The sequence below is a fragment of the Shewanella septentrionalis genome (genome assembly GCF_025370265.1).
Classification (GTDB): domain Bacteria; phylum Pseudomonadota; class Gammaproteobacteria; order Enterobacterales; family Shewanellaceae; genus Shewanella; species Shewanella hafniensis.
The window spans coordinates 55,144-81,296 of record NZ_JAMTCC010000017.1; the positions used below are offsets into that span (position 1 = coordinate 55,144).

The following is a 26,153-nucleotide window of genomic DNA, read 5'->3' on the forward strand; positions in this document are numbered from 1 at the left end:
ACTTATTTTTGTTTAATTCTTTCTGGGCCAATATGATACTCTTTCCCATCTTTTTGGGCTACATCACATTTTGAATAGGGTTAATCGATGGCAATTAGGGCGTCAAAACAGCTTGCATCACGCCAACTTGACTGGACATTAAACACCGCAGCACTCTTCGAACACTTTGCCAATGACCCATGGGCAATTCTGTTAGATTCGGCGAACGCGCCGCATCAAGACGCCAGATTCGACATTATTTGCGCCAATCCTATCGCAACGTTAGTAACCAAGGGTGAACGTAGCGATATAAAGCTCATCGATACGAGCTTGAGCTTACCCGAGGCAATAGACCCAAACCGTGATCCCTTCGAGTTACTCAACACTTTATTAACCCATTGGTATTCAAAATCTTTTGATTGCGACTTGCCCTTTAGTGGTGGCGCAATGGGCAGTTTTAGCTACGATTTGGGCCGCAGAATTGAATCCCTGCCGATAACGGCCAAGCAAGATATTCAACTGCCAGAGATGAACATCGGCTTTTACGACTGGGCGTTAGTTTTTGATTACCAAGCCCAGTGTTGGCATTTACTGCATTATTTAGGTGAAGCAGCACTCGATATTGAATTGAATAAAATTCAAGATAAAATCGCCAAAAAGCCAAATTCTGCCAGATTCATGCTCACAAGCCCATGGACAGCACAGATAGACAAAGCTCAATACACGGCCAAATTTGCAGCAGTTCAAGCCTATTTGCACAGCGGTGATTGCTATCAAATAAATTTAACCCAAAGATTCGAAGCCCATTATCAAGGCGATGAATGGTCAGCCTATAGCCAACTGCGCAATGCCAATAAAGCACCCTTCTCGGCCTTTATGCGTCTGCCGCAAAACACGATTTTATCGATTTCACCCGAGCGCTTTATTCAGCTTCGCGGTGACGATATTCAAACCAAACCCATCAAAGGCACACTGCCGCGTCATACCGATCCCGCACTGGATGTGAAAGCCGCCAATACACTGGCAAACTCACCAAAAGATCGCGCCGAAAATGTCATGATTGTCGATTTACTGCGTAATGATATCGGCAAAGTGGCGGCGGCAGGCTCAGTACGTGTACCGCATCTGTTTGAGATTGAAAGCTTTCCTGCCGTGCATCACTTAGTCAGTACGGTGACGGCCAAGCTTGATAGCCGATTCACGGCGAGTGATTTACTGCGCGCGGCGTTCCCCGGCGGCTCGATTACCGGCGCACCGAAAATTCGTGCCATGGAAATTATCGAAGAGCTCGAACCTTCACGGCGCAGCCTTTATTGTGGTTCTATGGGTTATATCAGCCAAGACGGCCAAATGGATACCAGCATCACCATTCGCACTATTGTGGCCGAACAGGGCAAACTCTATTGCTGGGCTGGCGGCGGCATAGTGGCGGATTCAGAAGTGGATGCCGAGTACCAAGAAACCTTTGATAAGATCAGCCGTATTTTACCTTTGCTTGGCGCTGCGTCACAAAAGCCGTAAGCTTTAATACTAAACAGTAACGAGAACGTCGATGGATCAAGCGGAATTTAGACTCAGATTTAATCTGCACCCGTTAGCGCGGCAAGATCCGGCGGCCTTCCCTCACCTTGGATTACGCAAAGCCGCGGTTTTGATCCCACTGCTGGAGATGAACGGTGAGCTGAATCTAATTTTGACCCAAAGACCTATGCATCTGCGCGCCCATCCGGGGCAGATCAGTTTCCCAGGCGGTAAAATTGAGCCCTATGATATTGATGCGATTGCGGCCGCGTTAAGGGAAGCAGAAGAGGAAATTGGACTCTCAAGGCATAACGTCGACGTGGTGGGCACGTTTCCAGCCCATAATACCTTCACAGGGTTTGAAATCACTCCTGTGATAGGCATTATCAAGCAGGCATTTGATTTAAAACTCGATCCCGGTGAGGTAGCCGATTGCTTTACCGTGCCATTAAGCTTTTTTATTGAACCGAATAATCGCCACCAAAAACGCTTTTTACGCCAAGGGCGCTATTACAGCGTGCATTTTATTCCCTATCAACAACGGTTTATCTGGGGTGCGACTGCCGCGATTATCGACCATCTGTGCCGCCAATTAAGCATTCCTGCCGATATCCTCTGACTTCACTTGCCATAGCGAAACCGCCACAAGCCAACAGGCTAGCTTAAACCACCAAATGGATATACAAACCGGCGACAATAGAGGTTAACAGCAACATGGGAATGTTAAACCAATATCCCATACGACTATGGTGGGCGACATAAAAATTAAACGCTAAACTGACCAAACTAATACCGCCACAAACCCAAATCAAATACTGCAATAGTTGGGTTTCATGTGGATCCCAATGGACTCTAAATGTCGCACCACGGGTTAAATAATCGCCAACTTCGCGATCGGGTCTCGCGTCACCAAACACTAATAGCGCATAGACGGCAATTGCCCAGCCTAAAATGGATAAGGCCGCAAGGATAATTTGAAATATTCTAGTCTTGCTCATACCGCCTCCCACCGTTTAACTCACTATATCGCCCAATATCGATATTATTAACCTCAGGATACCTTTTTCAGCTTGAGAAAAGCCACCAGCAAGGTAATATAAACCTCCAAAATTTTCATATAAAACGTTTCGTTGGAGAATTAAGCAACAATGAGCATCGCATCTGTCGCATCTGTATTTAAAGGTGAGCACGCCGTCGGTTCTAAAGTCACAGTGCGTGGCTGGGTCAGAACCCGTCGTGACTCTAAAGCCGGCATCTCTTTTTTAGCTGTTTACGACGGCTCTTGCTTTAATCCTATCCAAGGCGTCGTGCCCAATAGCTTAGATAATTACGACAACGAAGTGTTAAAGCTGACTGCGGGTTGTTCTGTTGTGATGACAGGCGACGTGGTGGAATCTCCAGGCGCAGGCCAAGCATTTGAACTGCAAGTGACTGAACTTGAAGTCGCTGGCTGGGTTGATGATCCAGACACTTACCCAATGGCCGCTAAGCGTCACTCAATTGAACATTTACGCGAATTAGCGCACTTACGCCCACGCACTAACATTATTGGTGCCGTTGCTCGCGTACGTAACTGTCTATCTCAAGCGATTCACCGCTTCTACCATGAAGAAGGCTTTATTTGGGTATCGACCCCACTTATCACAGCATCAGATTGCGAAGGCGCCGGTGAGATGTTCCGCGTATCGACCTTAGATATGGAAAACCTGCCGCGTACTGAAGCAGGTAAAGTCGATTACGATAAAGATTTCTTCGGTAAAGAAGCTTTCCTGACCGTATCAGGCCAGTTGAATGCTGAAACCTACGCCTGTGCACTGTCAAAGGTGTATACCTTTGGCCCGACTTTCCGTGCTGAAAACTCAAACACTAGCCGCCACTTAGCGGAATTCTGGATGGTTGAGCCTGAAGTCGCATTCGCTAACTTAAACGACATCGCAGGCCTTGCCGAAGCTATGTTGAAATACGCGTTCAATGCCGTATTGACTGAGCGTATGGACGATTTAACCTTCTTCGCCCAGCACGTTGATAAGACTGTGATCGACCGTCTGCAATCTTTCGTTTCAAGCGATTTTGCTCAAGTGGATTACACGGATGCGGTTGAAATTCTGCAAAACTGTGGCAGAACCTTCGAGTTCCCAGTGTCTTGGGGTATCGATTTATCTTCTGAGCATGAGCGTTACTTAGCCGAAGAACACTTCAAAGCCCCTGTGGTAGTGAAGAACTATCCAAAAGATATCAAGGCCTTCTACATGCGCTTAAACGATGACGGTAAAACCGTTGCCGCAATGGACGTGTTAGCCCCTGGTATCGGTGAGATCATCGGTGGCTCTCAACGTGAAGAGCGTTTAGACGTGCTAGATATGCGTCTAGCCGAAATGGATCTGAACCAGGAAGATTACTGGTGGTACCGTGATATGCGCCGTTATGGCACAGTGCCACATGCAGGTTTTGGTCTAGGGTTTGAGCGTTTAGTGTCTTACGTGACGGGCGTAAACAACATTCGTGATGTTATCCCTTTCCCACGTGCACCGCGCACTGCGAACTTCTAATCTCCTTTAACTTGGGACTGCATAGCTAAGACATCTCTATTAAGCCTTAGCAAAACGAAAGGAGCTGAATATTCAGCTCCTTTTTTGTTTGTCCGTTTTAGTCACATCATGCGGCTAAACAACCATTAATCCGCCAGACTCAACGCCTGCGCAATATATTCCGCGACTCGCTTGGCAGCAATATCATCGATTGACACCAACTTAATATGACGACGAAATTTGCCACTGCCTTCAAGTACCTTATGTGGATCGCTAAGATTCGCGCCTAAGCTAAACTCCAATGAAACATGCTGTTTATAGGCAAACACACCACCAAAACTGGCTTTGGTGCTAAAGAGTATACCGCCGTACTTAACGGCTTCAGTAATGGCCCGCGACGATGTGGTAGCGGCGGTTTTGACCTCCTGCCTCACCCCCTGCACTATTTCAAACAGACTCGGGCTGGTACATAAAATATCTTCTAACAGTTTTTCAAGTTGCGGCGGATCTTCCATCATGATCTCTTTACCTCTCATACAAGCAAGACTATCCCAGCCCGATTGTAGCGCGCTAATCGGACTGAATAACACCCTATTGAAGCATCCCTAAAAAATAGTGACGTGCAAATAAAAAGGCCAAGCGTGGAGAACGCTTGGCCTTTTGCTGGAGTTGTCCAACTTAGCAAGGCTAAGTCACACGGATAAACACTGCGCCCTAGATTAAAACCCCTTCACACCGGCCATGTCAGGGAGATGATGAGCAATCCCCTTGTGGCAGTCGATACAGGTCTTTTCGCCGCTTGCCAGTGACGTTGAGTGCATCTGCGCCGCTCTGGGTGATTGGCGAGTAAAGTCCATGTAAGTGAAGTTATGGCAGTTACGACACTCGAGCGAATCATTGGCCTTTAACCTTGCCCACTCATGTTCTGCCAGTTCACGGCGCTTATCTTCAAACTTCTCACGGGTATTAATCGTCCCAAAAACCTTACCCCACACTTCCTTAGATGCCTGCATCTTACGGGCAATTTTATCGGTCCAGTTATGCGGTACGTGGCAATCAGGACACGTCGCCCGCACGCCACTGCGGTTAGTGAAATGAATCGTCGTCTGTAACTCTTGATAGACGTTATTTTCCATCTCATGGCAACCAATACAGAAAGCTTCTTGGTTGGTCACTTCTAGGGCAGTGTTAAACCCGCCCCAGAAAATCACCCCAGCCACAAAACCACCTAAGGTCAAAAAACCTAAACTGTAATGCACACTCGGACGATTGAGTACCTGCCAGATTTTTTTCAGTTTATCTAACATGCTAACTCCTAGTGTTTTTTCTGCTCAGTGTTGGCTTTGATCAGATGTTCCATATCCACAAAGTCGTTTTCGACCAGTAACTTGGCATCTAACTGCGGCACATGACACTGAGTGCAGAAATAGCGGCGCGGCGATAACTCGGCTAAGAAGTTATTGTCCCTGTCCATAAAATGCGTGACGCTGACCATAGGCGCTTGCGAATCCCCAATGCGGCTACGAGCATGGCAAGCCATACACTTGTTCACTTTAAGATCGAGCTGATAACCGTCGATCTTGTGCGGGATCACAGGCGGCTGCATGGGGTAGCTGCGCACTTCCTTCACATCGGTATTACGCACGTTTTGCATCGCCGGCGGCGTCGGTTCTACATCAATTGGCGCTTGTCGCAGGGTCGCTATTTTTTCGTCGGGAATACTGGCGGCAGAGACTGCCGTCATCATCAATGAACCGAATGCCAGTAAACCGATCGCTGAAACTAATTGTAGAGTTTTCATCGTGTTCTCCTTAAACCTTAACGATCTTCACCGCACATTTTTTAAAGTCAGTTTGTTTTGACAAGGGATCTGTCGCATCTAAAGTGACTTTATTAATGAGCTGGCTAGCATCGAACCAAGGCACAAACACTAAGCCCACAGGCGGTTTGTTACGGCCACGGGTTTCAACTCGGGTCTTAATTTCACCACGGCGTGACACCACACGAATTTCATCGCCACGGCGCAGACCACGCTTCTTGGCATCTTCTGGATGCATAAAACACACGGCATCAGGGAAAGCGCGATAAAGCTCAGGCACACGTTGGGTCATAGAACCGGAGTGCCAATGTTCCAGCACTCGGCCCGTCGATAACCAGATATCGTATTCTTCGTCTGGTGACTCGGCGGCGGGCTCATAGGGCAGCGCAAAAATCACCGCACGGCCATCGGGATGACCATAAAACTCAAAGCCTGCCCCCGCTTTCACATAAGGATCGCTCCCCTCGCGGAAACGCCACTTGGTTTCCTTACCATCGACCACAGGCCAACGCAGACCATGGGCCTCGTGATAGGCATCAAACGGCGCTAAGTCATGACCATGACCACGGCCAAAGGAGGCGTACTCTTCAAACAGACCTTTTTGCACATAGAAGCCAAAATGTTTCGCTTCATCGTTCAGATACTTAGGATCGGCATCCGCAAGTGGGAACTTATCAACATTACCGTTCTGATACAGGACTTCGAATAGGGTTTTCCCTTTAAACTCAGGGTTCGCCGCTAATACATCCTTAGGCCAGACTTCGTCTGTAGTGAAACGCTTCGCAAACTCCATCAATTGCCACAGATCCGAATGGGACTCACCCGGTGCCTGCACCATTTGATGCCAAAACTGAGTGCAGCGCTCGGCGTTACCGTAGGCGCCCTCTTTTTCCACCCACATAGCGGTGGGCAAAATCAAATCGGCAGCTTGAGTCGTAACCGTCGGATAGGCATCGGACACCACGATAAAGTTGGCAGGGTTACGGTAACCCGGTAAACCTTCTTCATTGATGTTTGGGCCCGCCTGCATATTGTTGTTCACTTGCACCCAGTAGCAATTCAAGTCACCATCTTTTAGACGACGGTTTTGCTCGACGGCGTGATAACCGGGTTTAGGTGGAATAATGCCGCTTGGGATCTTCCAAATGTCTTCGGCATGCTTTCTGTGCTCAGGATTGGTCACGACCATATCGGCGGGTAAACGATGGGAAAACGTCCCCACTTCACGGGCCGTGCCACAGGCTGATGGTTGACCCGTCAAAGAGAATGGACTGTTACCTGGGGTTGAAATTTTACCCATCAAGAGATGAATGTTATAAATCAGGTTGTTACACCACACACCTCGGGTATGTTGGTTAAAACCCATGGTCCAAAATGAGGTCACTTTGATGTCGGGATCGGCATACAGCTTGGCCAGCGCAATCAGTTTATCCTCAGGTACACCCGACAACTTACTGACTTTTTCGACGCTATAATCCGCCACGAAGGCTTTAAAGGTCTCAAAATCAATTGGGGTTGAATCCCCCGCCGTTTTAACATTTTTCGCTTTTTTCTCAAGGGGATGTGTCGGACGTAAACCATAGCCAATATCTGTTGTGCCCTGACGGAAGTTAACGTGTTTTTTCACGAAGTCCCAGTTCACTTTATCATTCTGAATGATGTAGTTAGCTATGTAGTTCAAAATGGCTAAATCAGTTTGCGGGGTGAACACGATCGGCAAGTCAGCCAAATCGAAGGATCTGTGTTCAAAAGTCGACAACACGGCCACTTTTACATGGCTGGCACTGAGACGTCTGTCAGTCACTCGACTCCAGAGGATCGGGTGCATCTCCGCCATATTCGAGCCCCAAAGGACGAAGGCATCGGCGGCTTCCATATCGTCATAGCAACCCATAGGTTCATCGATACCGAAGGTGCGCATAAACCCGACCACGGCTGACGCCATGCAGTGACGCGCATTCGGGTCGATATTATTCGATCCAAAACCCGCTTTCATCAACTTAACGGCAGCATAACCTTCCCACACAGTCCATTGGCCCGAGCCAAACATGCCCACAGCAGTTGGCCCTTTGGCTTTAATGGTTTCTTTCCATTTTTGCGCCATGATGTCGAAGGCACTGTCCCAACTGATGGGCGAAAACTCACCGTGCTTGTCGTATTTGCCATCTGTCATCCGCAGCATAGGCGTGGTTAAGCGATCGCTGCCATACATGATTTTCGACAGGAAATAGCCCTTGATACAGTTGAGCCCACGGTTCACTTCACTGTTGGCATCGCCATGGGTCGCAACCACTTTACCGTCGCGAGTTGCGACAATCACAGAGCAGCCCGTGCCGCAAAAACGGCATGGGGCTTTATTCCACTCTAATTTGGTTTGTTCTGAGCTGGTAATTAAGTTGCTTGCGCCTGCGGGCAAGGCTAAACCAGCGGCGCCTGCCGCGGCAATCACCGCATTGGCCTTAATAAAGTCACGTCTGTTCATATTCATTCTTCACCCTCTTCGAGCACTTCACTCTGGTGGTAAACCATAGTGGCTGATAACACGCCCGGAATGGCATTGATCGCTTCGATACTGTCCATCAAGGCGCGTTGCGTCTCGCCTTCGATCACGACGACCAATTTCACTTCGTTGTTGACGGAAAGTTCGGCATTTTCAATGGTCATTATCTGTTGTCTAACATCTGCCATTTTCTGCGGTAAGACCTGCACCACTAAACTGGTGATATGGAGTTCTTTGCTCATCCGACATTCCACTCTTATTTTTAACTATTTGATGATGTTACGTTTAACCAGCGCCCGGTGGACCCGTCAAAATTTGGCTGAACCAAATAGCAAAGCCCAGACCACTGACCAGTAGTACGGACAATAACGGTGCGAGAAACACGGTTAAAAAGATAAAGATTTTCAGTTCTAAGGATTTTTCTTCTGCGGTGCTAGCACTCATGCATCCTCCAAGAGGTGTGTTCCTGCCACTTTGAATGCGCTGCAAAAAATCGCCAGCGGCAGGTTTTATGTATATCTATTGCATCTTTGGATTACGAAGCGATCATACCTTTTAGTTGTTAACAAAATGTATACCTCCAAATTGGTAAAGCGGATGATGCTTGATCCAGATCATCAATTTGATGTGAGTATTCGTCAGATCTCAGTTTTTAAACGTTTTTTGCTATTACAAATTAGATTATTGAATTTATTTTATGATTAATAAGCGACTGAAATGGATAAATCACTACGAGAAAACAACAGAAAACCCGCAAAAAAAACCTGAGTATTTATAAAGGAGTAGGCAGTAGAAAGGTGTAAAAACATGCGAGATAACGACTTGATCCCAAAAGAAAGATATTCGGCATAAAAGCATCGCTGCCACCCAGAAAAAGCGCTGATTCCATGGCGCACCACTGGAGGTATATCGCGTGAGAAGCGTAAGTATAGGGAAAATAAAAAACCGAGAAAATGGTTAGTTTTCTCGGTTTGTTTAGTCATTTCTTGATCGCGTTATTGTTACATCAATCGGACAAAGGCGCTCAGCTCGACCTTTAAATCAGTCTATTAAACCTGTTGAATATGATTCAAAATGCGCTTTTCAGATATCGGATATGCCGTGCCTAACACCTGTGCAAAACAAGAGACACGGTACTCTTCAATCATCCAGCGCGCCTCGATTAACGCAGGTGGTGTCGGCATAGCACGTGGCACTTTCGCCAGTTGTGCGTTCAATGCTTCCTGTACCTTGTTAATGCTCTGCATATGCAAACGGTCACGGGTCGGATCAACGGGCAACTTCTCGACACGGATTTCAATCGCTTTTAAGTAACGCGCCACATCGGCTAACCGATTCCAACCACAAGATTCGACAAACCCTTTAAACACTAACTTGTCTAATTGGCTTTGAATATCACTCATAGCAAAGGCAATATCTAAGCTAATTTTACCCTTAAGACGCTTTTTAATGCTCTGATACAAGGTCAAAATCTGCTCAACCTTCAATGCAATTTGCTCGGCGGTCGGGTTGAGTTCTTGGCGAACCCAGTCCTTTGCCTGCTCAAATTGGGCTTGATTACGCACATCGAGGGCTTTTTCATCCAATAATTGCTGCACAGCGGCGGCAATTATGTCATCAATCAAGATTTGTACTTGACCGAAGGGATTGAAATACATCGCCAATTTCGCCTTATTCGGCAAAGCTTGCTGTAAGTGTTTCACTGGTGATGGAATGTTTAGCAGCAATAAGCGTCGCAGACCTTGGCGATGGGCATCTAAGGCCTCAAATTCATCATCAAATAATTTGATCGCAACACTGTCTTTTTTATCGATCAGCGCCGGAAACGCCCGCACTTGGTAATTGCCTTTTTGCTGCTGATACTGCTGCGGCAAATCGCCAAAGGACCACTCAGTTAACGCTTCTTGCTCTATACCTTTATCCGCCACCTGACGAATGGCCTTAGCCACCACGCCCTGCAACTCGGCTTTTAAAGTATCGAGCACCCGACCTTCAGCGACTAAGTTGTTTTTATCGTCTTCGATTTTAAAGTTCATCTGCAAATGCGCAGGCAGTTGCGTTAAATCAAAATCATCCGGCGATATGCGCGTGCCACTCATGCGCAATAATTGTTTACACATGGCCTCGAGCAAACTGGCGCTAAAAGGCACCATGGCCTGCACACAAGCGCGGGCATAGTCAGGTGCGGGCACAAAGTTACGCCGTAAACTCTTAGGCAAAGATTTGATCAGCGCGATGCACTTTTCTTCCCTCAGCCCAGCCACTAGCCAATCAAAATCGCTATCGTCGATTTGATTAAGTAGCGCCACCGGAATGTGCACCGACACACCATCATCCGCCGCCGCGGGTTCAAAGTGATAACTTAGCTGCAGGCGCAAATTGCCCTTGTGCCACGTATCGGGGAAATCCAAGGTCGAAATATGGTCGGCATTGCGCTGCATTAACAGCGCTTTGCTGAAATCGAGTAAATCCGGTTGCTCGCGCTTGGCCTTCTTCCACCAGCCAAAAAACAGCTGGGCATTGTAAATCCCCTCGGGGATCCGCGGCTCGTAAAAATCCACCAACACTTGCTCGTCCACCAAAATATCGCGGCGACGGGATTTATGTTCGAGTGATTCAATGTCTTCGAGCAGCTTTTGGTTAGCGACAAAAAACGCTTCTTGGGTCTGTAACTGCCCTTCAGCCAAAGCGCTGCGGATAAAAATCTCACGCGCTTCTACGGGATCGATGGGGCCGTATTGCACTTTACGACGGTGAACAACCGTCAAGCCGTAGAGCACTTGATTCTCAAGGGCGATAACACTGCCAGGTTTTGCCTCAAAATGGGGCTCCACATAGCTTTTCTTGATCAAATGCGCCGCTAAGGGCTCTAGCCATTCGGGTTCGATTTTGGCGCAGCAGCGAGCGAATAAGCGTGAGGTTTCGGTAAGCTCAGCCGCCATGATCCACTTAGGGCCTTTTTTGGCCAGTGGCGAACCTGGGAATACAAAGAATTTACGATTACGCGCACCTAAGTACTCGTTATTGTTATCTTTAAAACCCACATGGCTCAATAAGCCCGATAAGAGCGCGCGGTGCAAGCTGTCATAATTGGCTGGCGTATCGTTTAGGCGCCACTTTAAATCGTGTACGGCTTGCTTAAGCTGGGCGTATAAATCCTGCCACTCGCGAACGCGCAAATAGGCTAAATATTCATCGCGGCACTTTTTACGGAACTGGCTAGCAGATAACTCTTTTTGTTGATCTTTTAAATGCTGCCACAGGTTTATCCAGCTGACGAAATCGGAACTGGGATCGGCAAAACGCCGATGGGCTTCATCACTGGCTTGCTTCTTCTCCATCGGACGTTCGCGGGGATCTTGAATCGATAAGCCCGCGGCAATCACTAGCACTTCGTTCAAACAACCTAACTGCTGACTCTCGACCACCATACGCGCCAAACGCGGATCCACAGGAATTTGCGCCAAGTTGCGCCCAAGTGGCGTCAGCACTAGCTTGCCATATTTGCTCTCAACCGCTTGTAATTCTTCGAGCAACAGGAAACCATCGCGGATATGGCGTGGATCGGGTGGCTCGATAAAGGGGAAACCGGCGATATCACCCAAACCGATGGCGAGCATCTGCAAAATGACCGAAGCCAAGTTAGTGCGCAAAATTTCAGGATCGGTAAACGCCGGACGATTATTAAAATCCGCCTCATCGTACAAACGAATACAAATACCCGGCCCTACACGTCCACAACGGCCTTGACGCTGATTGGCGCTCGCCTGCGAGATAGGTTCAATCGGTAAGCGTTGCACCTTAGTCCGATAGCTATAGCGGCTAATGCGCGCCGTACCTGGGTCAATAACGTAACGAATGCCCGGCACAGTCAGCGAGGTTTCCGCCACGTTCGTCGCGAGTACAATCCGCCGACCTCTGTGACTACTGAAGACTTTAGACTGCTCGCCATAGGATAAACGCGCGTACAACGGCAAAATTTCGGTATCACGGTAATTACGCCGACTCAATTGCTCGGCCGTATCGCGAATTTCCCGCTCGCCGTTCATAAAGATCAGAATGTCGCCCAGCCCTTCGGCCACCAGTTCATCGACGGCGGCAAAAATACCTTCGATTTGATCTAAATCGGCATCGCTATCTTGCACTAAGGGTCGGTAACGGGTTTCGACCGGAAAGGTACGGCCCGACACTTCGATAATAGGTGCATTGTTGAAATGCTTAGAAAAACGCTCAACGTCTATGGTCGCCGACGTGATAATAACTTTGAGATCGGGGCGTCTTTTGAGAATTTGTTTGAGGTAGCCCAGAATAAAATCGATGTTGAGGCTGCGCTCGTGGGCCTCATCTATGATGATGGTATCGTATTGATCGAGATTGCGATCGGAGGTTAATTCCGCCAGTAAAATACCGTCGGTCATCAACTTGATATAAGAGTCACTCTTAAGCGCATCGGCAAAACGCACTTTAAAGCCAACCACTTCACCGAGCGGACTTTGTAATTCTTCGGCGACTCTGCTCGCCACACTGCGGGCTGCTAAACGTCGTGGCTGGGTGTGGCCTATCATGCCACGGCAACCTAAGCCCAGTTCCAAACAGATTTTAGGTAACTGAGTCGTTTTACCCGAGCCCGTTTCACCGGCGATGATCACCACTTGATTGCCCGCAATCGCGCGTGCAATATCATCGCGCATCAAGGAAACGGGCAGGTTTTCAGGATAGTGGATTTTAGGCCGAGCGTTACGGCGCTGCTCAACCTTCTCAAACGCCGCCTGCGCTTGCTCGCTCAGCTGAGCTAAGACTTGGGTCTTTTTATCTGAGTCGGCTTCTTTATTGAGCTTAAATAAACGACGACGGATCCGCGACGCGTCGCTCTGATAACAAAGATTAAGAAAGGCGTTCGATAGCGGATGTTTGTCTGAGTTCAAATCCAAATTCCATTGCTAGCATCAAAAACGGCGATCCTAGCAAGGAAAGTGGCGTAATGGTATTGCTAATTTACTCTGCACTCAGTATATGGCGTATCAGTTTCACACTGGCTCGACTTAGATTAAACCGGTGACAGATAACATTGCTGCATATAGATATTCATCGCTTTGAGCACATTAGTACGATTTATCGTGCCTATCACTTTACCGTGTTCAACCACAGGGTAAACCTTAGGTTTAGGCCCGAGCATTTGTTCAGCAAGTTGCAAAATACTGTCATCAGGCCCGACAAACAGCACTTCAGTGCGCATACAGTCCTTCACCACTGATGTCATATCGCAGTGATAGCTACTCTTGATCATCACAGCCAGACAATCCTGCTGGGATAAAAAGCCCACCAAATCGCCCGCATCATCAACCACTGCAGCACCCATTTTATTATTATCTAACAGCTTTTCGACCGCGGTCGCCAGCGACATATTCGCGCGCAGTAACACGGGCTGACGATCCATATGGTCACGAATCTTAATTAAGTCCATAGTCTTCCCCTCGAATTAACCCTACGTTTGAAGTCTAGTCAAAATATCGGCAAGGATGTGCGATTTATATCGATTGCGCTTATCGAATGTGTAAACCGAATGTCAAAAACACTGACAGAATAAAAGAAGCAACAAACGGATACACGGCACGACGAAATAATAAATGTCTCGTTAAGTGTTAGACGAAGCTGCTGACTCGGCAAACTTGGCGGCGTCTTGTACGGCTTGCAAGTCCTCTTCGATATCAAGCACCCTTTGTGAACGCTTTAGTGCCAACCGACCGTGGTACTCGGCCGCCGCACGTATTTCCCCGTCACCGCTGGATGCTAACGATTCAAGCGCTTTTTGTAGCCGTACAGCGACTTCCACCACTCCCGCGCCATCTCTGGCTATCGCGGTAAACGCATCATCAAACATGTCCTGTACACAAACGTGAGGGACTTCAATGCGATCGCACTCTGGCGCGGGTTTATCATCAACTGCTGCAGGTGCACCCCATAGGGTAAACAGCCGTACCAGTGTGCCTATAATGCAAATGGCCGTACCAGGGTCATTGACCGCAGGTGATAAGGCGCGGCCAGCGATTTCCGACAGTACCACCAATCCAAATCTCGGATCGTCGTCAAAAAGACGGGTATCACCAATCTGGAATGACTCGGCAACACAGGTGCAATCAATCTCAGTCTGCTCCGCACCATCGGCGCTAATGTATGCCAATGGTCGATTGGGCGTGGCGAACGTGCCCGGCAAGGCTGCAATCACGACTCGTAACTCGTTTTTCTCTGCCCAGCGCTGCATCGCGGCAATATTAATGTACTGAACATAACCGACGTTAGCCGCGTACACGGCTCGTCCACGCGCTTGGGGACGTACAGAAACGCCGCTAAGATGTGGGGTATTGCGTCGCCGTGTCAGAGCATCGGCCGCCGCCTTTTCAACTTTCTCAATTGTGGTTGCCATGCGGCCAAGACGGGCAATGCGATCAACCCAACGTACAAAGGTAAAGATCACCATGCCAAAAATAAACGTGGTCAGCAGGAAGAGGATAAACAGACCCGCCGTTTGAAAGTAATCATTTTTAACCGCAGTGAGTGCCACAATACTGAAGATAAATGCCCCAACAAAGGTCGATAGCGCATTTTGAGAGGCATCATCGGCGACAACTAAAATAAATGAACGTGGTGTTGCCGTGTTAGCCGCCGAAGCATAGGCCGAGACCATAGAACCCACGGAAAAAGTGGCGATAACCAGCATGCTGGAAGCCATGACGGATAACAGCGCCTCGATGGAGGCCGATGACACCTTAGGTGCAATCTCAACAAGCTCAGTACCATCAGCCAATTTTGCGGCAAAGGCGACTGCAATCGATAATAAGCAAACAAGCAGTGGTTTCACCCAAAGTCGATGGCTAAACCGATTGAGGAAAACCCTGACGCGGTCGGTTAACACGGTAGAAATCATGTAAATATCCTTTACGCTGAGTGCAACCTCATGCAAACGCGATGAGTTCGCGGGACACAAACTGCAGCTTTGACGGTGAGTTAAGTGCGGCTTTGCGTATGACTATTGTACCGCTAATGAAATCAAACAACGGGCGACACCCCACATACCATTAACTATTCGTAATAGCCCAAACTTATCAGCTTCTTACTCACTCTTAAAGCAAAAAACCGCTAGCAAAAAGCGAGTGCCACTTTCGCAGCACTCGCTTTTAAAGGTTTATAAGTGATGTTTCTATGTGATATTTCTAAGCAATCTTCTAAACAATCTTGTAAGCAATGTCCGTTTCGAACCAACTGCTTTTACAATTCAAGTTATTGGTCTTGCCAGATCAGCACTTGGGCGGGTTCACCATTGCTACGGGTAGCGCGGTACATGCCTTCAGTGTTAAATGGCGTGGCGATATTACCGCGCTGATCGACGGCAATCACACCGCCCGAACCACCTGCGGTGATAAGGCGTTGATTGATCACTTCATCGGCGGCTTGAATAATGGATTTCTGCTGGTATTTCACTTTGGCACAAATGTCCCCCGCCACTTGGTAACGAATAAAGAACTCACCATGGCCGGTTGCCGATACGGCGCACACCCCGTTTTCAGCATAGGTGCCCGCACCAATCACAGGGGAATCACCAATGCGGCCAAAGCGTTTTGCTGTCATGCCGCCAGTTGAGGTACCAGCAGCTAAGTTGCCATTTTTGTCTAAGGCGACGGCGCCTACGGTACCAAATTTGTAATCGAGATCTTTCATCTCAACACCCGCGACTTGCTCTGATTTAGCCGCAGCTTGCAGTTTTTGCCTAGCATCGAGTAATTGTTGATAACGCTCGTCAGTATCAAAATGACTGTTTGGCACTAAGCTAAAGCCTTGAGTCAGTGCAAATTCTTCTGCACCTGCGCCCGAGAGCATCACATGTTCAGACTTATTCATCACGGCTAAAGCGAGATCAATGGGATTGGCGATATGGCGTACTCCAGCGACAGCGCCTGCATTCATGGTTTTGCCATCCATAATGGAGGCATCTAATTCATGTCCGCCGTCATAGGTGTACACCGCGCCGATACCTGCATTAAACAGGGCACTATTTTCGAGAATATTAATGGCGGTTTGAACTGCCACTAAGCTGTCACCGCCCTCCTCTAAGACTTTTGAGCCTTTATCGACCGCTTCCTTTAACTTATCTTTGTAGGCTTGGCGTTGTTCAGGGGTGAGATTAGCCTTAGAAATCGTACCAGCGCCGCCGTGGATCGCAATAGCGAACGGTTTGTCATTGGCCAAGGTGTTGTGTGACATAAAAAGTAGACCCGAGATAATTAAACTAAAGGTGGCTAATTTTGTTTTCATTCTTTACATCCCCTTAAAAAGTAGCGTCCTTTGTACCCATTTCATCGTGTAATTTCAATCATCTCCTTGCCTGTTGGTTTTATTCTGGCGACAATGATGCCACATCACAGGGACTATAAAGTGCAGCCATTTTTGCAAATCACCTCACATTATTTTCGTTTTTGCTTATTTCTGAGTCTGATTTCAGTCACATCCGTCGCTGCGGCGGCAGATGAATTTATTAAATTGTCTGTCTCAGGCGTGAATGAAGCTCTGCAACGTAACATAGTTGCGCACTTAGGCACCTTACCCGAGTCCGAGGTGCAGCGCCGTGCCTTTCTGTTTAATGTCGAAGACAATGTCAGCACAGCCTTAGAATCCATGGGTTACTACCATGGTGAAGTGGAAGAAAAACTGACGGAACATGATAAGGGCCCTTGGGAACTGAAACTGGAGATCACTGCTGGCGAACCGACCATAGTGCAATGGGTCGATATTAACTTCAGTGGTGAAATGCTTGATGATCGCGCCTTCGATCAATGGCTGGCTAAGGTCAACTTAAAGCCTGGCGATGTGCTAAACCACGGTGTATATAGCGACGTCAAATCGCAGCTGGTCACCTTAGCTTTAGCCCGAGGTTACTTCGATGGTGAATTTACGGAATCACAGATTAAAGTTAACCGCGACATTAATACCGCGCAGGTAAGTTTACATTTTGACTCTGGTAAACGTTATAAATTTGGCCAAGTCAGCTTCGAAGGCCATAGTTTAGAACCTGAAATCTTAGAAGATCTTATCCCTTTTAAGGCAGGTGCTTCATATTCAACCCGCCGTGTGAGCGCGCTGAATCGCCAGTTATTAGATACGGGCTATTTCGCCAATATCAAAGTGATCCCGCAAATCGACGGCGTCGAAGACAGTCATATTCCGGTGCTGGTCGAATTAACCCCTAAGGCAAGCCACGCTATTGAGCTCGGTTTTGGTGGTGATATTGGTAAGACAGACCAAGCTTTCGACCCAAGGGTGCGCGTCACTTGGCGCACGCCACAAATCAATAAATACGGCCATTCACAGGAAACCAGCCTCGAATGGTCACCGGATAGACCAAAGTTATTAACCACTTATACTATCCCCTTGACACATCCCTTAGATGATCAATTAAAAATCCGCGTCGGTTTACTGCGGGATAAATACGGTGTGACCCAAGTGTATGACGCCGAGAATCGCGATTTTAGTAACACAGGTCAGCTTGAATCGACTAAATACCTTATTGGACTATTGCGCCAACAAAGACTCGAAAATCAGTGGCTAATGAATTATTCACTTGAGGCTATTCGCGAAGAATACACCCAGTCTGATGTCGATTATATGCCGTCGTTTTATCTGGCTGGGATCAACTTTTCGCGAACAACGCGGGGGGATAATTCACTCGATCCTAAGTCTGGTTTCAGGCAGATTTACAGCCTAGATTATGCCGATCCCAATTTAGGCTCAGAAACCCGCTTAGCGCGCCTTCAAGCCAAATTTAAGTGGATTGATACCTTCTTCGACAATCACAGGATTGTTGCGCGTATCGATTTAGCCGCCAACTTAGCCAACGAGAATGATCTGGCTTCTATCCCGCCTTCGCTGCGCTATTTTGCCGGTGGTGATCAAAGTGTACGGGGTTATGGTTATCAAGAATTGGGGCCCTATTTAGATTATGTCGCAGATGATGGCAAAACCAATCGCGAGGTCATAGGTGGCCGCTATTTAATGGTCGGCAGTTTAGAATATCAATATTATGTAACCCCCACTTGGCGGGTCGGTACTTTTATCGATGCGGGTAACGCCTTCGATAATAATCAATTTGAACCTGTTGTCTCTGTCGGTGGCGGTATCCATTGGATCTCCCCCATCGGCCCAATCAAACTGGATTTAGGGGTTGGATTGAAAGAAACCGATACCATTGAAAGATCATGGCGTATTCACCTGACCATGGGGACCGATCTATGAACCAGCCCCCAGAGCATAATAAGCCAACAGAGCAAGACGCAATAGACAGCCCTATCACCGAAGTCACTGAAGCCATTGCGACCTCTGTCACTCAATCTGTGTCATTCATTCAAAAACTGTGGCGACAGTTCAAACTCTGGACTCGGATTATCATCTATGTGCCATTAGGGCTTTTAGTATTAATCGCCCTATTACTCGGCACTGAGTTTGGCTCGCGCATCACAGTAGGCTTAGCCGATCAGTTTGTGCCCGATCTTGATCTCACTTACACCTCAGGCTCCATTAATAAAGACTTAGCCCTGTCCCATGCGTCTTGGTCTATGGCTGGCATCAAGGTGCAACTTGAGGATCTGCATTTACTCTGGCAACCCGCCTGTTTACTACAAAAACGTTTATGTGTTAATGGCTTATCTGCAGCCAAAGTCGATGTCACTATTGATACCTTAGCCCTGTCTGCCGACACAAACGAAACCCCGATAGCGCCGCTCGATGAAGAGCCCAGCGAGCTGCAATTACCCTTTGATATTGAGTTAGATTCTGCTGAACTCAACGCTGTGAATATCCAAGTGGATGAGATGCAATTTACGGCCAATCGCCTTAACGCAGAGGCAAATTGGTTTGCCGAAGGCTTGTCGGTTAAGCAGCTTTCCAGTGAAGGATTGTTCGTGCTGATCCCCACATCAACCGATGCCGCACAAACGAACCAAGCAGCGACAACGACGGCTTCTAACGCCGACATAGCCGCGAGTACGACACCTAACGCAACGGCCAGCACAACAACCAATGCAACACCTGATCCATCGGCCAACTCGCCGGCAAAAGACAAGCCCGTAAAAGACAATAATGCTGAATGGGCCCTAGCGCACTTGCCACAAGTGTTTATGCCTTTTCCTGTGACGGTTAATGCACTGACATTAGATAACACCACGCTGCAAATCGGCGATCGTAAAGATGTCTTTAGTCATGCCGAGCTGCAAGGTCGTTTCCGCGAGTATCAATTGACCTTAGATCATCTTGCCATCAGCCATACAGATGGCAGTGCGGACATCATAGGTAGCTTAACGCTCGATAAAGATTATCCACTCGATTTAGAAGCCAACCTCACCCTTAACCAATTAGCCGAATTACCCGAACTGACTCACCAAGCCTTAGATGTAAAGCTGAGCCAAAGCTTAGGGCAACTACAAGTCAACGCTGTCGCCAAGGGCGATGCCGACTTCAAGCTAGATGGGCAGATAACGCTTCGCGATCCTAAGCTGCCCTACAAGGTAAAACTTGAACAGACACGGCTGCAGTGGCCGCTAAAAAGCCCTCAGTACTCAGTCAGTGATGTGGCACTGGAAAGTCAAGGCGATCTCAATCGTCAAGAGGCAAGCCTTAAAGGCCAGCTGACGACGCCGTTTCACAAAGTACTCGCCATAGACACTAGCCTTCAGCATCAAGATGCGAAGTTAACCATTAATAATCTTGATGCAACGGGCGCGATTGGTCAGGTCAAGCTCACGGGCGAACTCGATTATCAAAAAGCCATTCGCTGGAACGCCAATATCTGGCTCAATGACGTCAAAATGCAGGAAATACAACTACCACAAACGGATACGGCGCAAACAGCAACAGGTCTACCGGACAGTTTGATTTCAGGAAAATTACACACTCAAGGCTCATTTGCTGATCCTCGCTGGCAAGTCTCCCTGAACGACACAGAACTCACGGGCACTCTGCAAGGTTATCCCTTCGATATCACAGGGGATATCAATGTGAATGATTCCCTGTATGTCAGTGCTAAGGGGTTGAACGCCAAAGTACTGGGCTCAACTCTGACACTCAAAGGCGAAGCTAACGCCAATTGGGATCTACAGGGTGAGCTGCAAGTGCCCGACTTCGGTCTGTGGTTGCCTAAGGCCAGCGGCCAATTGCAAGCGCAAATTAATGTCACAGGGGATGAGAAGCACCCACAAGTTGAACTCACCGCCCAACTCGCTGAACTGTTTTATCAAAATATTAAGCTGCGAGAATCCAACTTAAAGGCCTATTACAAGCCGCTAGAACAACATGAATTTGCTATCTCGCTGAAATCGAAAGCCTTACAGATTGCGGATCAGAATGTAGATACTGTGACGCTCGGGGCGAAAGGCACGATTGACGCTCAAAAGCTGACCCTGAATGCCACTGGCGATCTTGGCCTCGATACCACAGTGAGCAGTCAATACGATGTGAAAAAGTCACGGCTACGGCTCGATGTTGAACGTTTAAATCTCAATACCCCCGTTGGCCTATGGCAGCTCGACAACGTCATTAATCTCGCTTGGGACCAAAACAAAAATCAGGGCAGCATCACACCGTTTTGTCTCATGAATCCGAACAGCCGTATTTGTCTAAACAGTGAGACGGCCATAGGCAAAAAAGGCAGCGCGCAGGTGAGCTATTCGGGTAATCCAGGGCAATTACTCGTACCGATATTGCCAACGAATATGCGCTGGGATGGCCCCGCCTCATTGTTAGCCAATTTTGCTTGGGCAGCGGGTCGTAAACCGACAGCCGATGTAGACTTTGATTTTGCTCCTGGCAGTATCATGCTCAAACGGGATAAGAATCGTGAAGTCACCATTAATTACCAACATTTGTCATTGCTGGCGACCTTAGATGCTAAACGGCTGGCAACAGTATTAAATTTTGAATCTGAAGGCGTGGCCAGTTGGCAGAGTGAAATCAACGTCAATGTCACCCCAGACCGCTCGCTCTCTGGTTATGCCAATATCAAGCAAATCAACTTACAACCACTGGGAGAATTTTTCCCACAACTCAATACGGTACAAGGCTTACTCACCAGTCAGCTTAACTTTGCGGGCAGTCTAGAGGCACCAGAAGTATCGGGAAGCATGGCCTTAACGGAGGGCGCCTTAGCCCTGACAGCAAACCCAACACTCATAGACAAAATTGACCTGTCTATGTCGTTCGCGGGTCAACAAGCCCAGCTCAAAGGCCGCTGGATGATGGGTAATGGTTTGGGCAGGGTAAATGGTCAACTGCAATGGCCCCAAGGTCAATTTAGTGGCGAATTAGCCCTCGAAGGCGATAAGCTCGCCGTGATCCAACCGCCACTGGCTATCCTCGATGTTTCACCCGATATCAACTTAAGCTTCAATAGTAAGCAACTGGCAGTAAAAGGAAAAATTGCAGTCCCTTCTGGTAATATTAAAATTGTGCCATTAGCAGAAGGCGGTATCGCCACCTCAGAAGACGTGGTCTTTGACGATTCCATTGCCGCTATGCAACCTAAAACCAGCCCCTATGCCGTCGTGGCCGATCTGAATATCAGTGTAGGCAACGAGCTCAGGATTGATGGCATGGGTCTCAAAGGTAAGCTGCAAGGAACCTTAAAGCTGCAACAACAAGCGTTCCGCCCGCCTTTGCTCTTCGGTAATATCAAGGTCAATCAGGGCAGTTACAAATTTATGGGCCAAACCCTAAAAATCCGTACCGGCGAAGTGCAGTTTGTGGGGCCAACGTCAGTGCCAAACTTAAATATTGAGGCAATACGCGAGATTAAGAGTGAAGACTTAGTCGCGGGTGTGCGCGTTACTGGCACTCCCGCCCGCCCTGTGGTGACACTGTTCTCCAACCCCGCAAAAGAGCAGGCTGAAATCTTGTCTTACATTATTAAAGGCAGTGGTTTTAACAGTGCCAACAATGAGCAAAATAACTCGTTGATGATGGGCGCGGCCTTAGGTTTAGGCTCGCAGGTGGGCGGCGGCGCAATAAATAATATAGGTAATACCGCGACCGGATTAATAGAAGAGTTTGGTTTCTCTAACGTGCAACTCGACACCAACGATGAAGGCCGTGTGGCGATCAGTGGCTTTATCGGCGAGAACTTGATGGTGAAATACGGGGTAGGCGTGTTTAACCCTGGCTATGAGATGACGGTCAGATATTACCTGCTCTCACAGCTTTATCTCGAAACCGTATCGGGTACTTTAGGGCAATCTCTTGATATCTATTACAACTTTAATATCAAGTAGCAAGGCTAGCGGGCTCGTAAACGATTGGACTATAAGGTTGTTCGAACGTAAGGCAAGCATTAGATATAAGATGTTGCTGATGGCTAAAAGCTTGCCATCGGTCCACCCCAATCAACTGAGTTTTCGGGATGCGGCGAGTTATATCATCTTCAAGTTGACACAACTGCCATCACAAACACCGGGGAATGTCCCGAGAGACGTATTGGATATAGAACGCAATGCACGGCAATTTAAGTTGGATGGTAAACGGGAAAGGGCTTATCCACGAGTCCTTAAAATGAGCAAACACAAGTTTCCGCTTAGACCAAAGAAAATACCGTCCACTCTTAAGTGAACGGCATTAGAGCCATGCTCGCCTTTCGTTTAGGATAAACGGTTAGATAGTCATCATAAGCCGCTTAATTAATGGATTAGACCGGATTAGTGATATCCACAAAATGGTGCACTAAATCAAACTCGCGGGCGAGATGACGGCCTAAGGCTTGAATCCCAAAACGTTCGGTCGCATGGTGCCCCGCCGCAAAATAATGTATGCCCTGCTCCACCGCACTGTGAAAAGTGCGTTCGGAGACTTCGCCACTGATAAACGCATCCACACCTAAATTAGCCGCAATATCGATATAATCCTGCGCGCCGCCAGTACACCAAGCTAAATGTTGGATCTTGGCATCGCCATCACCTATATGCAGTGGGGCTCTGCCTAACGCATCCTCAAGGGTGTGAGAAAAATCGCTAGCACTAACCGCAAGATCAAGTTTTCCACGCCACAGCAGCCCCTGAGCCACCTCTTCGATGGCTTCTGCGTCGACGATCCCAAGCTGCCTGCCCAACGTCGCGTTATTACCCAGCATTGGGTGGGCATCTAAGGGTAAATGATAGCCAAATAAATTTATATCATGCTTGAGCAGTGCCTTAATCCGGCGTTGTTTCATGCCAGTGATCACTTCAGGCTCATTCTTCCAAAAAAAGCCGTGATGGACCAAAATCGCATCGGCGTTTAATCGAATCGCTTCATCGATCAAGGCCTGACACGCAGTCACGCCCGTCACTATGGTGCGGATCTCATCCTTGCCTTCTATTTGCAGCCCATTGGGAGCGTAATCTTTAAACGCCGATACATGTAAAAAATCGGCTAAATATTGGGTTAATTCTGTCCGTGTCATTGCATTACCGTCCTTTACTCAAGATGTTCATTTACTGAAAATGGCGACTTAATCAAAATAAGACAATCGCTTACATCGCGATATCAACACGCACACCACCTTGCAGGTAGACGACACGTACTCTGTCACCCGCATTGAGTACCATGCCAGCATCATAGTCTTGGATCACCATAACTTGGGTGCCATCTTCTTGATTGATCATCAATTCAACCAGCTTCAATGACTGCACGCTCGTGCCACTGCCATAACGATTACCAATACTGCCACCAATCAAAGCGCCTAAAATGGTTGCTACATCACGGCCAGAACCGCCACCAAACTGATTACCAATCACCCCACCCGCTAAGGCGCCACCAAAGGTTTTCCAACCTCGATTACGGTCTTCAATCAGCTGGGTTTCAGTGATATTACGTACCGAAGTGATATCGCCATAGAGCACTTTCTCGACAGGCACGGCTTGATTACGGTCATAACCCGCACTCGCGGGGCTGAGGATAAACGCAAAAATAAACATAAAGCTTGCTAGAGTAGGTTTCCACATATCTGAATTTCCGCTAACTTAATAATAAGGTCTATAACTAAATCATACTCAATTGTGAAGTCACTGTCTTTTCTGAATCACGAATTTGAAGCTTTTCCTTCACCCGAACTCGCCTTAACTGATCCTAATGGGTTATTGGCTATCGGCGGCGACTTACGTCCTGAGCGCTTACTCTCGGCTTACTACAACGGTATTTTTCCTTGGTTTAACTCAGATGATCCTATTTTGTGGTGGTCGCCCGATCCCCGCGCCGTGTTTATTCCCGGTGACGTACACATCAGCACAAGTTTGCGGAAATACTTAAAAAAACAACCTTGGCGGATCACAATCGATCACGCTTTCACCGATGTGATGGCGGGATGTGCGCAGCCAAGAGAAAAACAGAGCGGCACTTGGATCACCCAAGAAATTCAAATGGCCTATCGCGAACTGCATCACACAGGTCACGCCCATTCCATTGAAGTCTGGGAAGGCGAACGTTTAATCGGTGGGCTTTACGGCTTAGCAATCGGCCAAGTGTTTTGCGGCGAATCCATGTTTCACCGTAAAACCAATGCGTCAAAGGCCGCCGTTGCAGCGCTGCAACAGCATTTACTCAAAATGGGATTCAAACTCATCGATGCACAAGTGATGAATCCTCACCTAGAAAGTTTGGGAGCCAAAGCCATTAAACGCATTGATTTTATAACGTTACTGAGCGAACTGAGAAACAATCCCGTGGACCCAACGACTTGGACCACTAAAGAGGTCATCCTTGAACTCGAGTAAAGCATCGATCGCTATCGGTATCAGTCAAATATTTCCCTGCAGCTACCTCGATGGCCAGCAGGAGCAGCTACTTGTCATCCAAGAAGATACGCTCGATCCCATTTTATTTGAGCGTTTACTCGCGGTGGGTTTTCGCCGCAGTGGCGGCTCCATCTATAAACCCCGTTGCCCAAGGTGCAGCGCGTGCCAGCCTATTCGTGTGCCAGCGCATGAGTTTGTGCCATCGAAACGCCAAAAACGGACCTTAGCCAAAAACCAAGATCTGACCTGGCGAATTACATCGGAACAAACCGCCGAACAATATGCCCTGTATGAACATTACATTCGTGAGCGACATTTTGATGGCCCTATGTTCCCCCCGAGTGAAGATCAATATAATCACTTTCTTTTTTGCCATTGGTTGCCGCCGACGTTTATCGAAGTCTATAACGGCGATAAATTATTAGCCGTCGCGGTCACAGATACCTTACCCAATAGTCTGTCGGCGATTTACAGCTATTTTGACCCCGACGAAGAACAGCGTTCCCTCGGCGCCCTGTTAATTTTAATTCAGTGCCGATTGGCAAAACTGATGGACAAAGAATTTGTTTATCTCGGATATCAAATAGATGAAAACCGTAAGATGTCCTACAAGCGTTTATATCGCCCATATCAAATTCTCACACCGACGGGCTGGGAGTATTCCCAAGTTTGCTAAGTACTTCCCCTTTACAGCAGGGTGAATTTGGGGCATGATACGCCCGTTTTTTATATTCGAAGGCTAATGGGATAATTAATTAATGGCGAAAGAAGACAACATTGAAATGCAAGGCACTATCCTTGAAACCTTGCCAAACACAATGTTTCGTGTAGAGCTTGAAAATGGTCATGTGGTGATAGCCCACATTTCAGGCAAAATGCGCAAAAACTACATCCGGATCCTTACTGGCGATAAAGTTACCGTCCAGCTGACTCCTTATGATCTGACCAAAGGTCGCATTGTCTTCCGCGCACGCTGATATAGCCTCTTAGATTTAAAAACCCGGCAA

General features: G+C 47.9%; 21 protein-coding genes and 1 pseudogene. 9 read left to right on the plus strand and 13 right to left on the minus strand.

Going from position 1 to position 26,153, the window contains the following annotated elements; genetic code table 11:
- The first annotated feature begins 87 nt into the window (after positions 1 to 87).
- Complete coding sequence (pabB, locus tag NE536_RS11510; RefSeq protein WP_261272767.1) at positions 88 to 1,500, plus strand: aminodeoxychorismate synthase component I; 1,413 nt, start codon at positions 88 to 90, stop codon at positions 1,498 to 1,500.
- A 31-nt stretch (positions 1,501 to 1,531) separates the two neighbouring features.
- Positions 1,532 to 2,119: a CoA pyrophosphatase gene (locus NE536_RS11515; RefSeq protein ID WP_261272768.1), complete on the plus strand. Its 588-nt coding sequence runs from the start codon at positions 1,532 to 1,534 to the stop codon at positions 2,117 to 2,119.
- A gap of 43 nt (positions 2,120 to 2,162) precedes the next feature.
- Here the strand turns inward: NE536_RS11515 and NE536_RS11520 are convergent, their stop codons facing one another.
- Positions 2,163 to 2,498, minus strand: a complete 336-nt coding sequence (locus tag NE536_RS11520) for a hypothetical protein (protein ID WP_261272769.1) — start codon at positions 2,496 to 2,498, stop codon at positions 2,163 to 2,165.
- A 150-nt stretch (positions 2,499 to 2,648) separates the two neighbouring features.
- Between NE536_RS11520 and asnS the strand changes: the two genes are divergently transcribed.
- The gene (gene asnS, locus NE536_RS11525; protein WP_105252305.1) at positions 2,649 to 4,049 is read left to right on the plus strand and encodes an asparagine--tRNA ligase; all 1,401 of its coding nucleotides are present in this window, start codon (positions 2,649 to 2,651) and stop codon (positions 4,047 to 4,049) included.
- A gap of 125 nt (positions 4,050 to 4,174) precedes the next feature.
- Here asnS and NE536_RS11530 read toward each other — a convergent pair whose 3' ends face one another.
- From NE536_RS11530 to NE536_RS11575, 10 genes are all read right to left on the minus strand, one after another.
- A complete protein-coding gene (locus tag NE536_RS11530) occupies positions 4,175 to 4,564 on the minus strand; it encodes a DUF1801 domain-containing protein (protein ID WP_261272770.1) in 390 nt (129 codons plus the stop codon).
- 183 nt (positions 4,565 to 4,747) lie between these two features.
- Positions 4,748 to 5,335, minus strand: a complete 588-nt coding sequence (locus NE536_RS11535) for a cytochrome c3 family protein (RefSeq protein WP_028760143.1) — start codon at positions 5,333 to 5,335, stop codon at positions 4,748 to 4,750.
- An 8-nt stretch (positions 5,336 to 5,343) separates the two neighbouring features.
- Positions 5,344 to 5,829, minus strand: coding sequence for a nitrate reductase cytochrome c-type subunit (locus tag NE536_RS11540; protein ID WP_261272771.1), 486 nt, complete (start codon positions 5,827 to 5,829; stop codon positions 5,344 to 5,346).
- Positions 5,830 to 5,839: 10 nt separating this feature from the next.
- Positions 5,840 to 8,329, minus strand: coding sequence for a nitrate reductase catalytic subunit NapA (gene napA / locus NE536_RS11545; protein ID WP_261272790.1), 2,490 nt, complete (start codon positions 8,327 to 8,329; stop codon positions 5,840 to 5,842).
- Between the two features lie 2 nt (positions 8,330 to 8,331).
- Positions 8,332 to 8,589: a chaperone NapD gene (locus tag NE536_RS11550; protein ID WP_028760146.1), complete on the minus strand. Its 258-nt coding sequence runs from the start codon at positions 8,587 to 8,589 to the stop codon at positions 8,332 to 8,334.
- A 43-nt stretch (positions 8,590 to 8,632) separates the two neighbouring features.
- Positions 8,633 to 8,791, minus strand: coding sequence for a nitrate reductase (locus NE536_RS11555; protein ID WP_028760147.1), 159 nt, complete (start codon positions 8,789 to 8,791; stop codon positions 8,633 to 8,635).
- A 605-nt stretch (positions 8,792 to 9,396) separates the two neighbouring features.
- Positions 9,397 to 13,272, minus strand: coding sequence for an ATP-dependent RNA helicase HrpA (gene hrpA / locus NE536_RS11560; protein ID WP_425347533.1), 3,876 nt, complete (start codon positions 13,270 to 13,272; stop codon positions 9,397 to 9,399).
- 122 nt (positions 13,273 to 13,394) lie between these two features.
- Complete coding sequence (locus tag NE536_RS11565) at positions 13,395 to 13,811, minus strand: CBS domain-containing protein (protein ID WP_006081403.1); 417 nt, start codon at positions 13,809 to 13,811, stop codon at positions 13,395 to 13,397.
- A gap of 171 nt (positions 13,812 to 13,982) precedes the next feature.
- Positions 13,983 to 15,272 (minus strand): DUF2254 domain-containing protein, encoded by a 1,290-nt coding sequence (locus tag NE536_RS11570; protein ID WP_261272773.1) that lies wholly within the window; start codon positions 15,270 to 15,272, stop codon positions 13,983 to 13,985.
- A 353-nt stretch (positions 15,273 to 15,625) separates the two neighbouring features.
- Complete coding sequence (locus NE536_RS11575; protein WP_261272774.1) at positions 15,626 to 16,657, minus strand: isoaspartyl peptidase/L-asparaginase family protein; 1,032 nt, start codon at positions 16,655 to 16,657, stop codon at positions 15,626 to 15,628.
- A 120-nt stretch (positions 16,658 to 16,777) separates the two neighbouring features.
- Between NE536_RS11575 and NE536_RS11580 the strand changes: the two genes are divergently transcribed.
- From NE536_RS11580 to NE536_RS11590, 3 genes and pseudogenes are all read left to right on the plus strand, one after another.
- The gene (locus NE536_RS11580; RefSeq protein WP_261272775.1) at positions 16,778 to 18,631 is read left to right on the plus strand and encodes an autotransporter assembly complex protein TamA; all 1,854 of its coding nucleotides are present in this window, start codon (positions 16,778 to 16,780) and stop codon (positions 18,629 to 18,631) included.
- Complete coding sequence (gene tamB, locus NE536_RS11585; protein ID WP_261272776.1) at positions 18,628 to 22,653, plus strand: autotransporter assembly complex protein TamB; 4,026 nt, start codon at positions 18,628 to 18,630, stop codon at positions 22,651 to 22,653. The genes NE536_RS11580 and tamB overlap by 4 nt, the downstream gene beginning before the upstream one ends.
- 58 nt (positions 22,654 to 22,711) lie before the next feature.
- Positions 22,712 to 22,987, plus strand: a pseudogene (locus NE536_RS11590) (IS4 family transposase); the annotation flags it as partial.
- Positions 22,988 to 23,063: 76 nt separating this feature from the next.
- On the opposite strand, the gene NE536_RS11595 reads toward NE536_RS11590, so the two are convergent.
- The gene (locus NE536_RS11595; RefSeq protein WP_261272777.1) at positions 23,064 to 23,816 is read right to left on the minus strand and encodes a Nif3-like dinuclear metal center hexameric protein; all 753 of its coding nucleotides are present in this window, start codon (positions 23,814 to 23,816) and stop codon (positions 23,064 to 23,066) included.
- A 70-nt stretch (positions 23,817 to 23,886) separates the two neighbouring features.
- The gene (locus tag NE536_RS11600; RefSeq protein WP_261272778.1) at positions 23,887 to 24,357 is read right to left on the minus strand and encodes an outer membrane lipoprotein; all 471 of its coding nucleotides are present in this window, start codon (positions 24,355 to 24,357) and stop codon (positions 23,887 to 23,889) included.
- Between the two features lie 54 nt (positions 24,358 to 24,411).
- Here NE536_RS11600 and aat point away from each other — a divergent pair, with 54 nt between their 5' ends.
- The 3 genes from aat (at position 24,412) to infA (ending at position 26,123) form a co-directional block, all read left to right on the plus strand.
- On the plus strand, positions 24,412 to 25,125 hold the full coding sequence (aat, locus tag NE536_RS11605; protein WP_261272779.1) for a leucyl/phenylalanyl-tRNA--protein transferase: 714 nt from the start codon (positions 24,412 to 24,414) through the stop codon (positions 25,123 to 25,125).
- Entirely contained in the window at positions 25,112 to 25,822 is a 711-nt protein-coding gene (locus tag NE536_RS11610) for an arginyltransferase (protein WP_006081933.1), read from the plus strand. The genes aat and NE536_RS11610 overlap by 14 nt, the downstream gene beginning before the upstream one ends.
- 82 nt (positions 25,823 to 25,904) lie before the next feature.
- A complete protein-coding gene (infA, locus tag NE536_RS11615; protein ID WP_006081934.1) occupies positions 25,905 to 26,123 on the plus strand; it encodes a translation initiation factor IF-1 in 219 nt (72 codons plus the stop codon).
- Positions 26,124 to 26,153 lie beyond the last annotated feature (30 nt).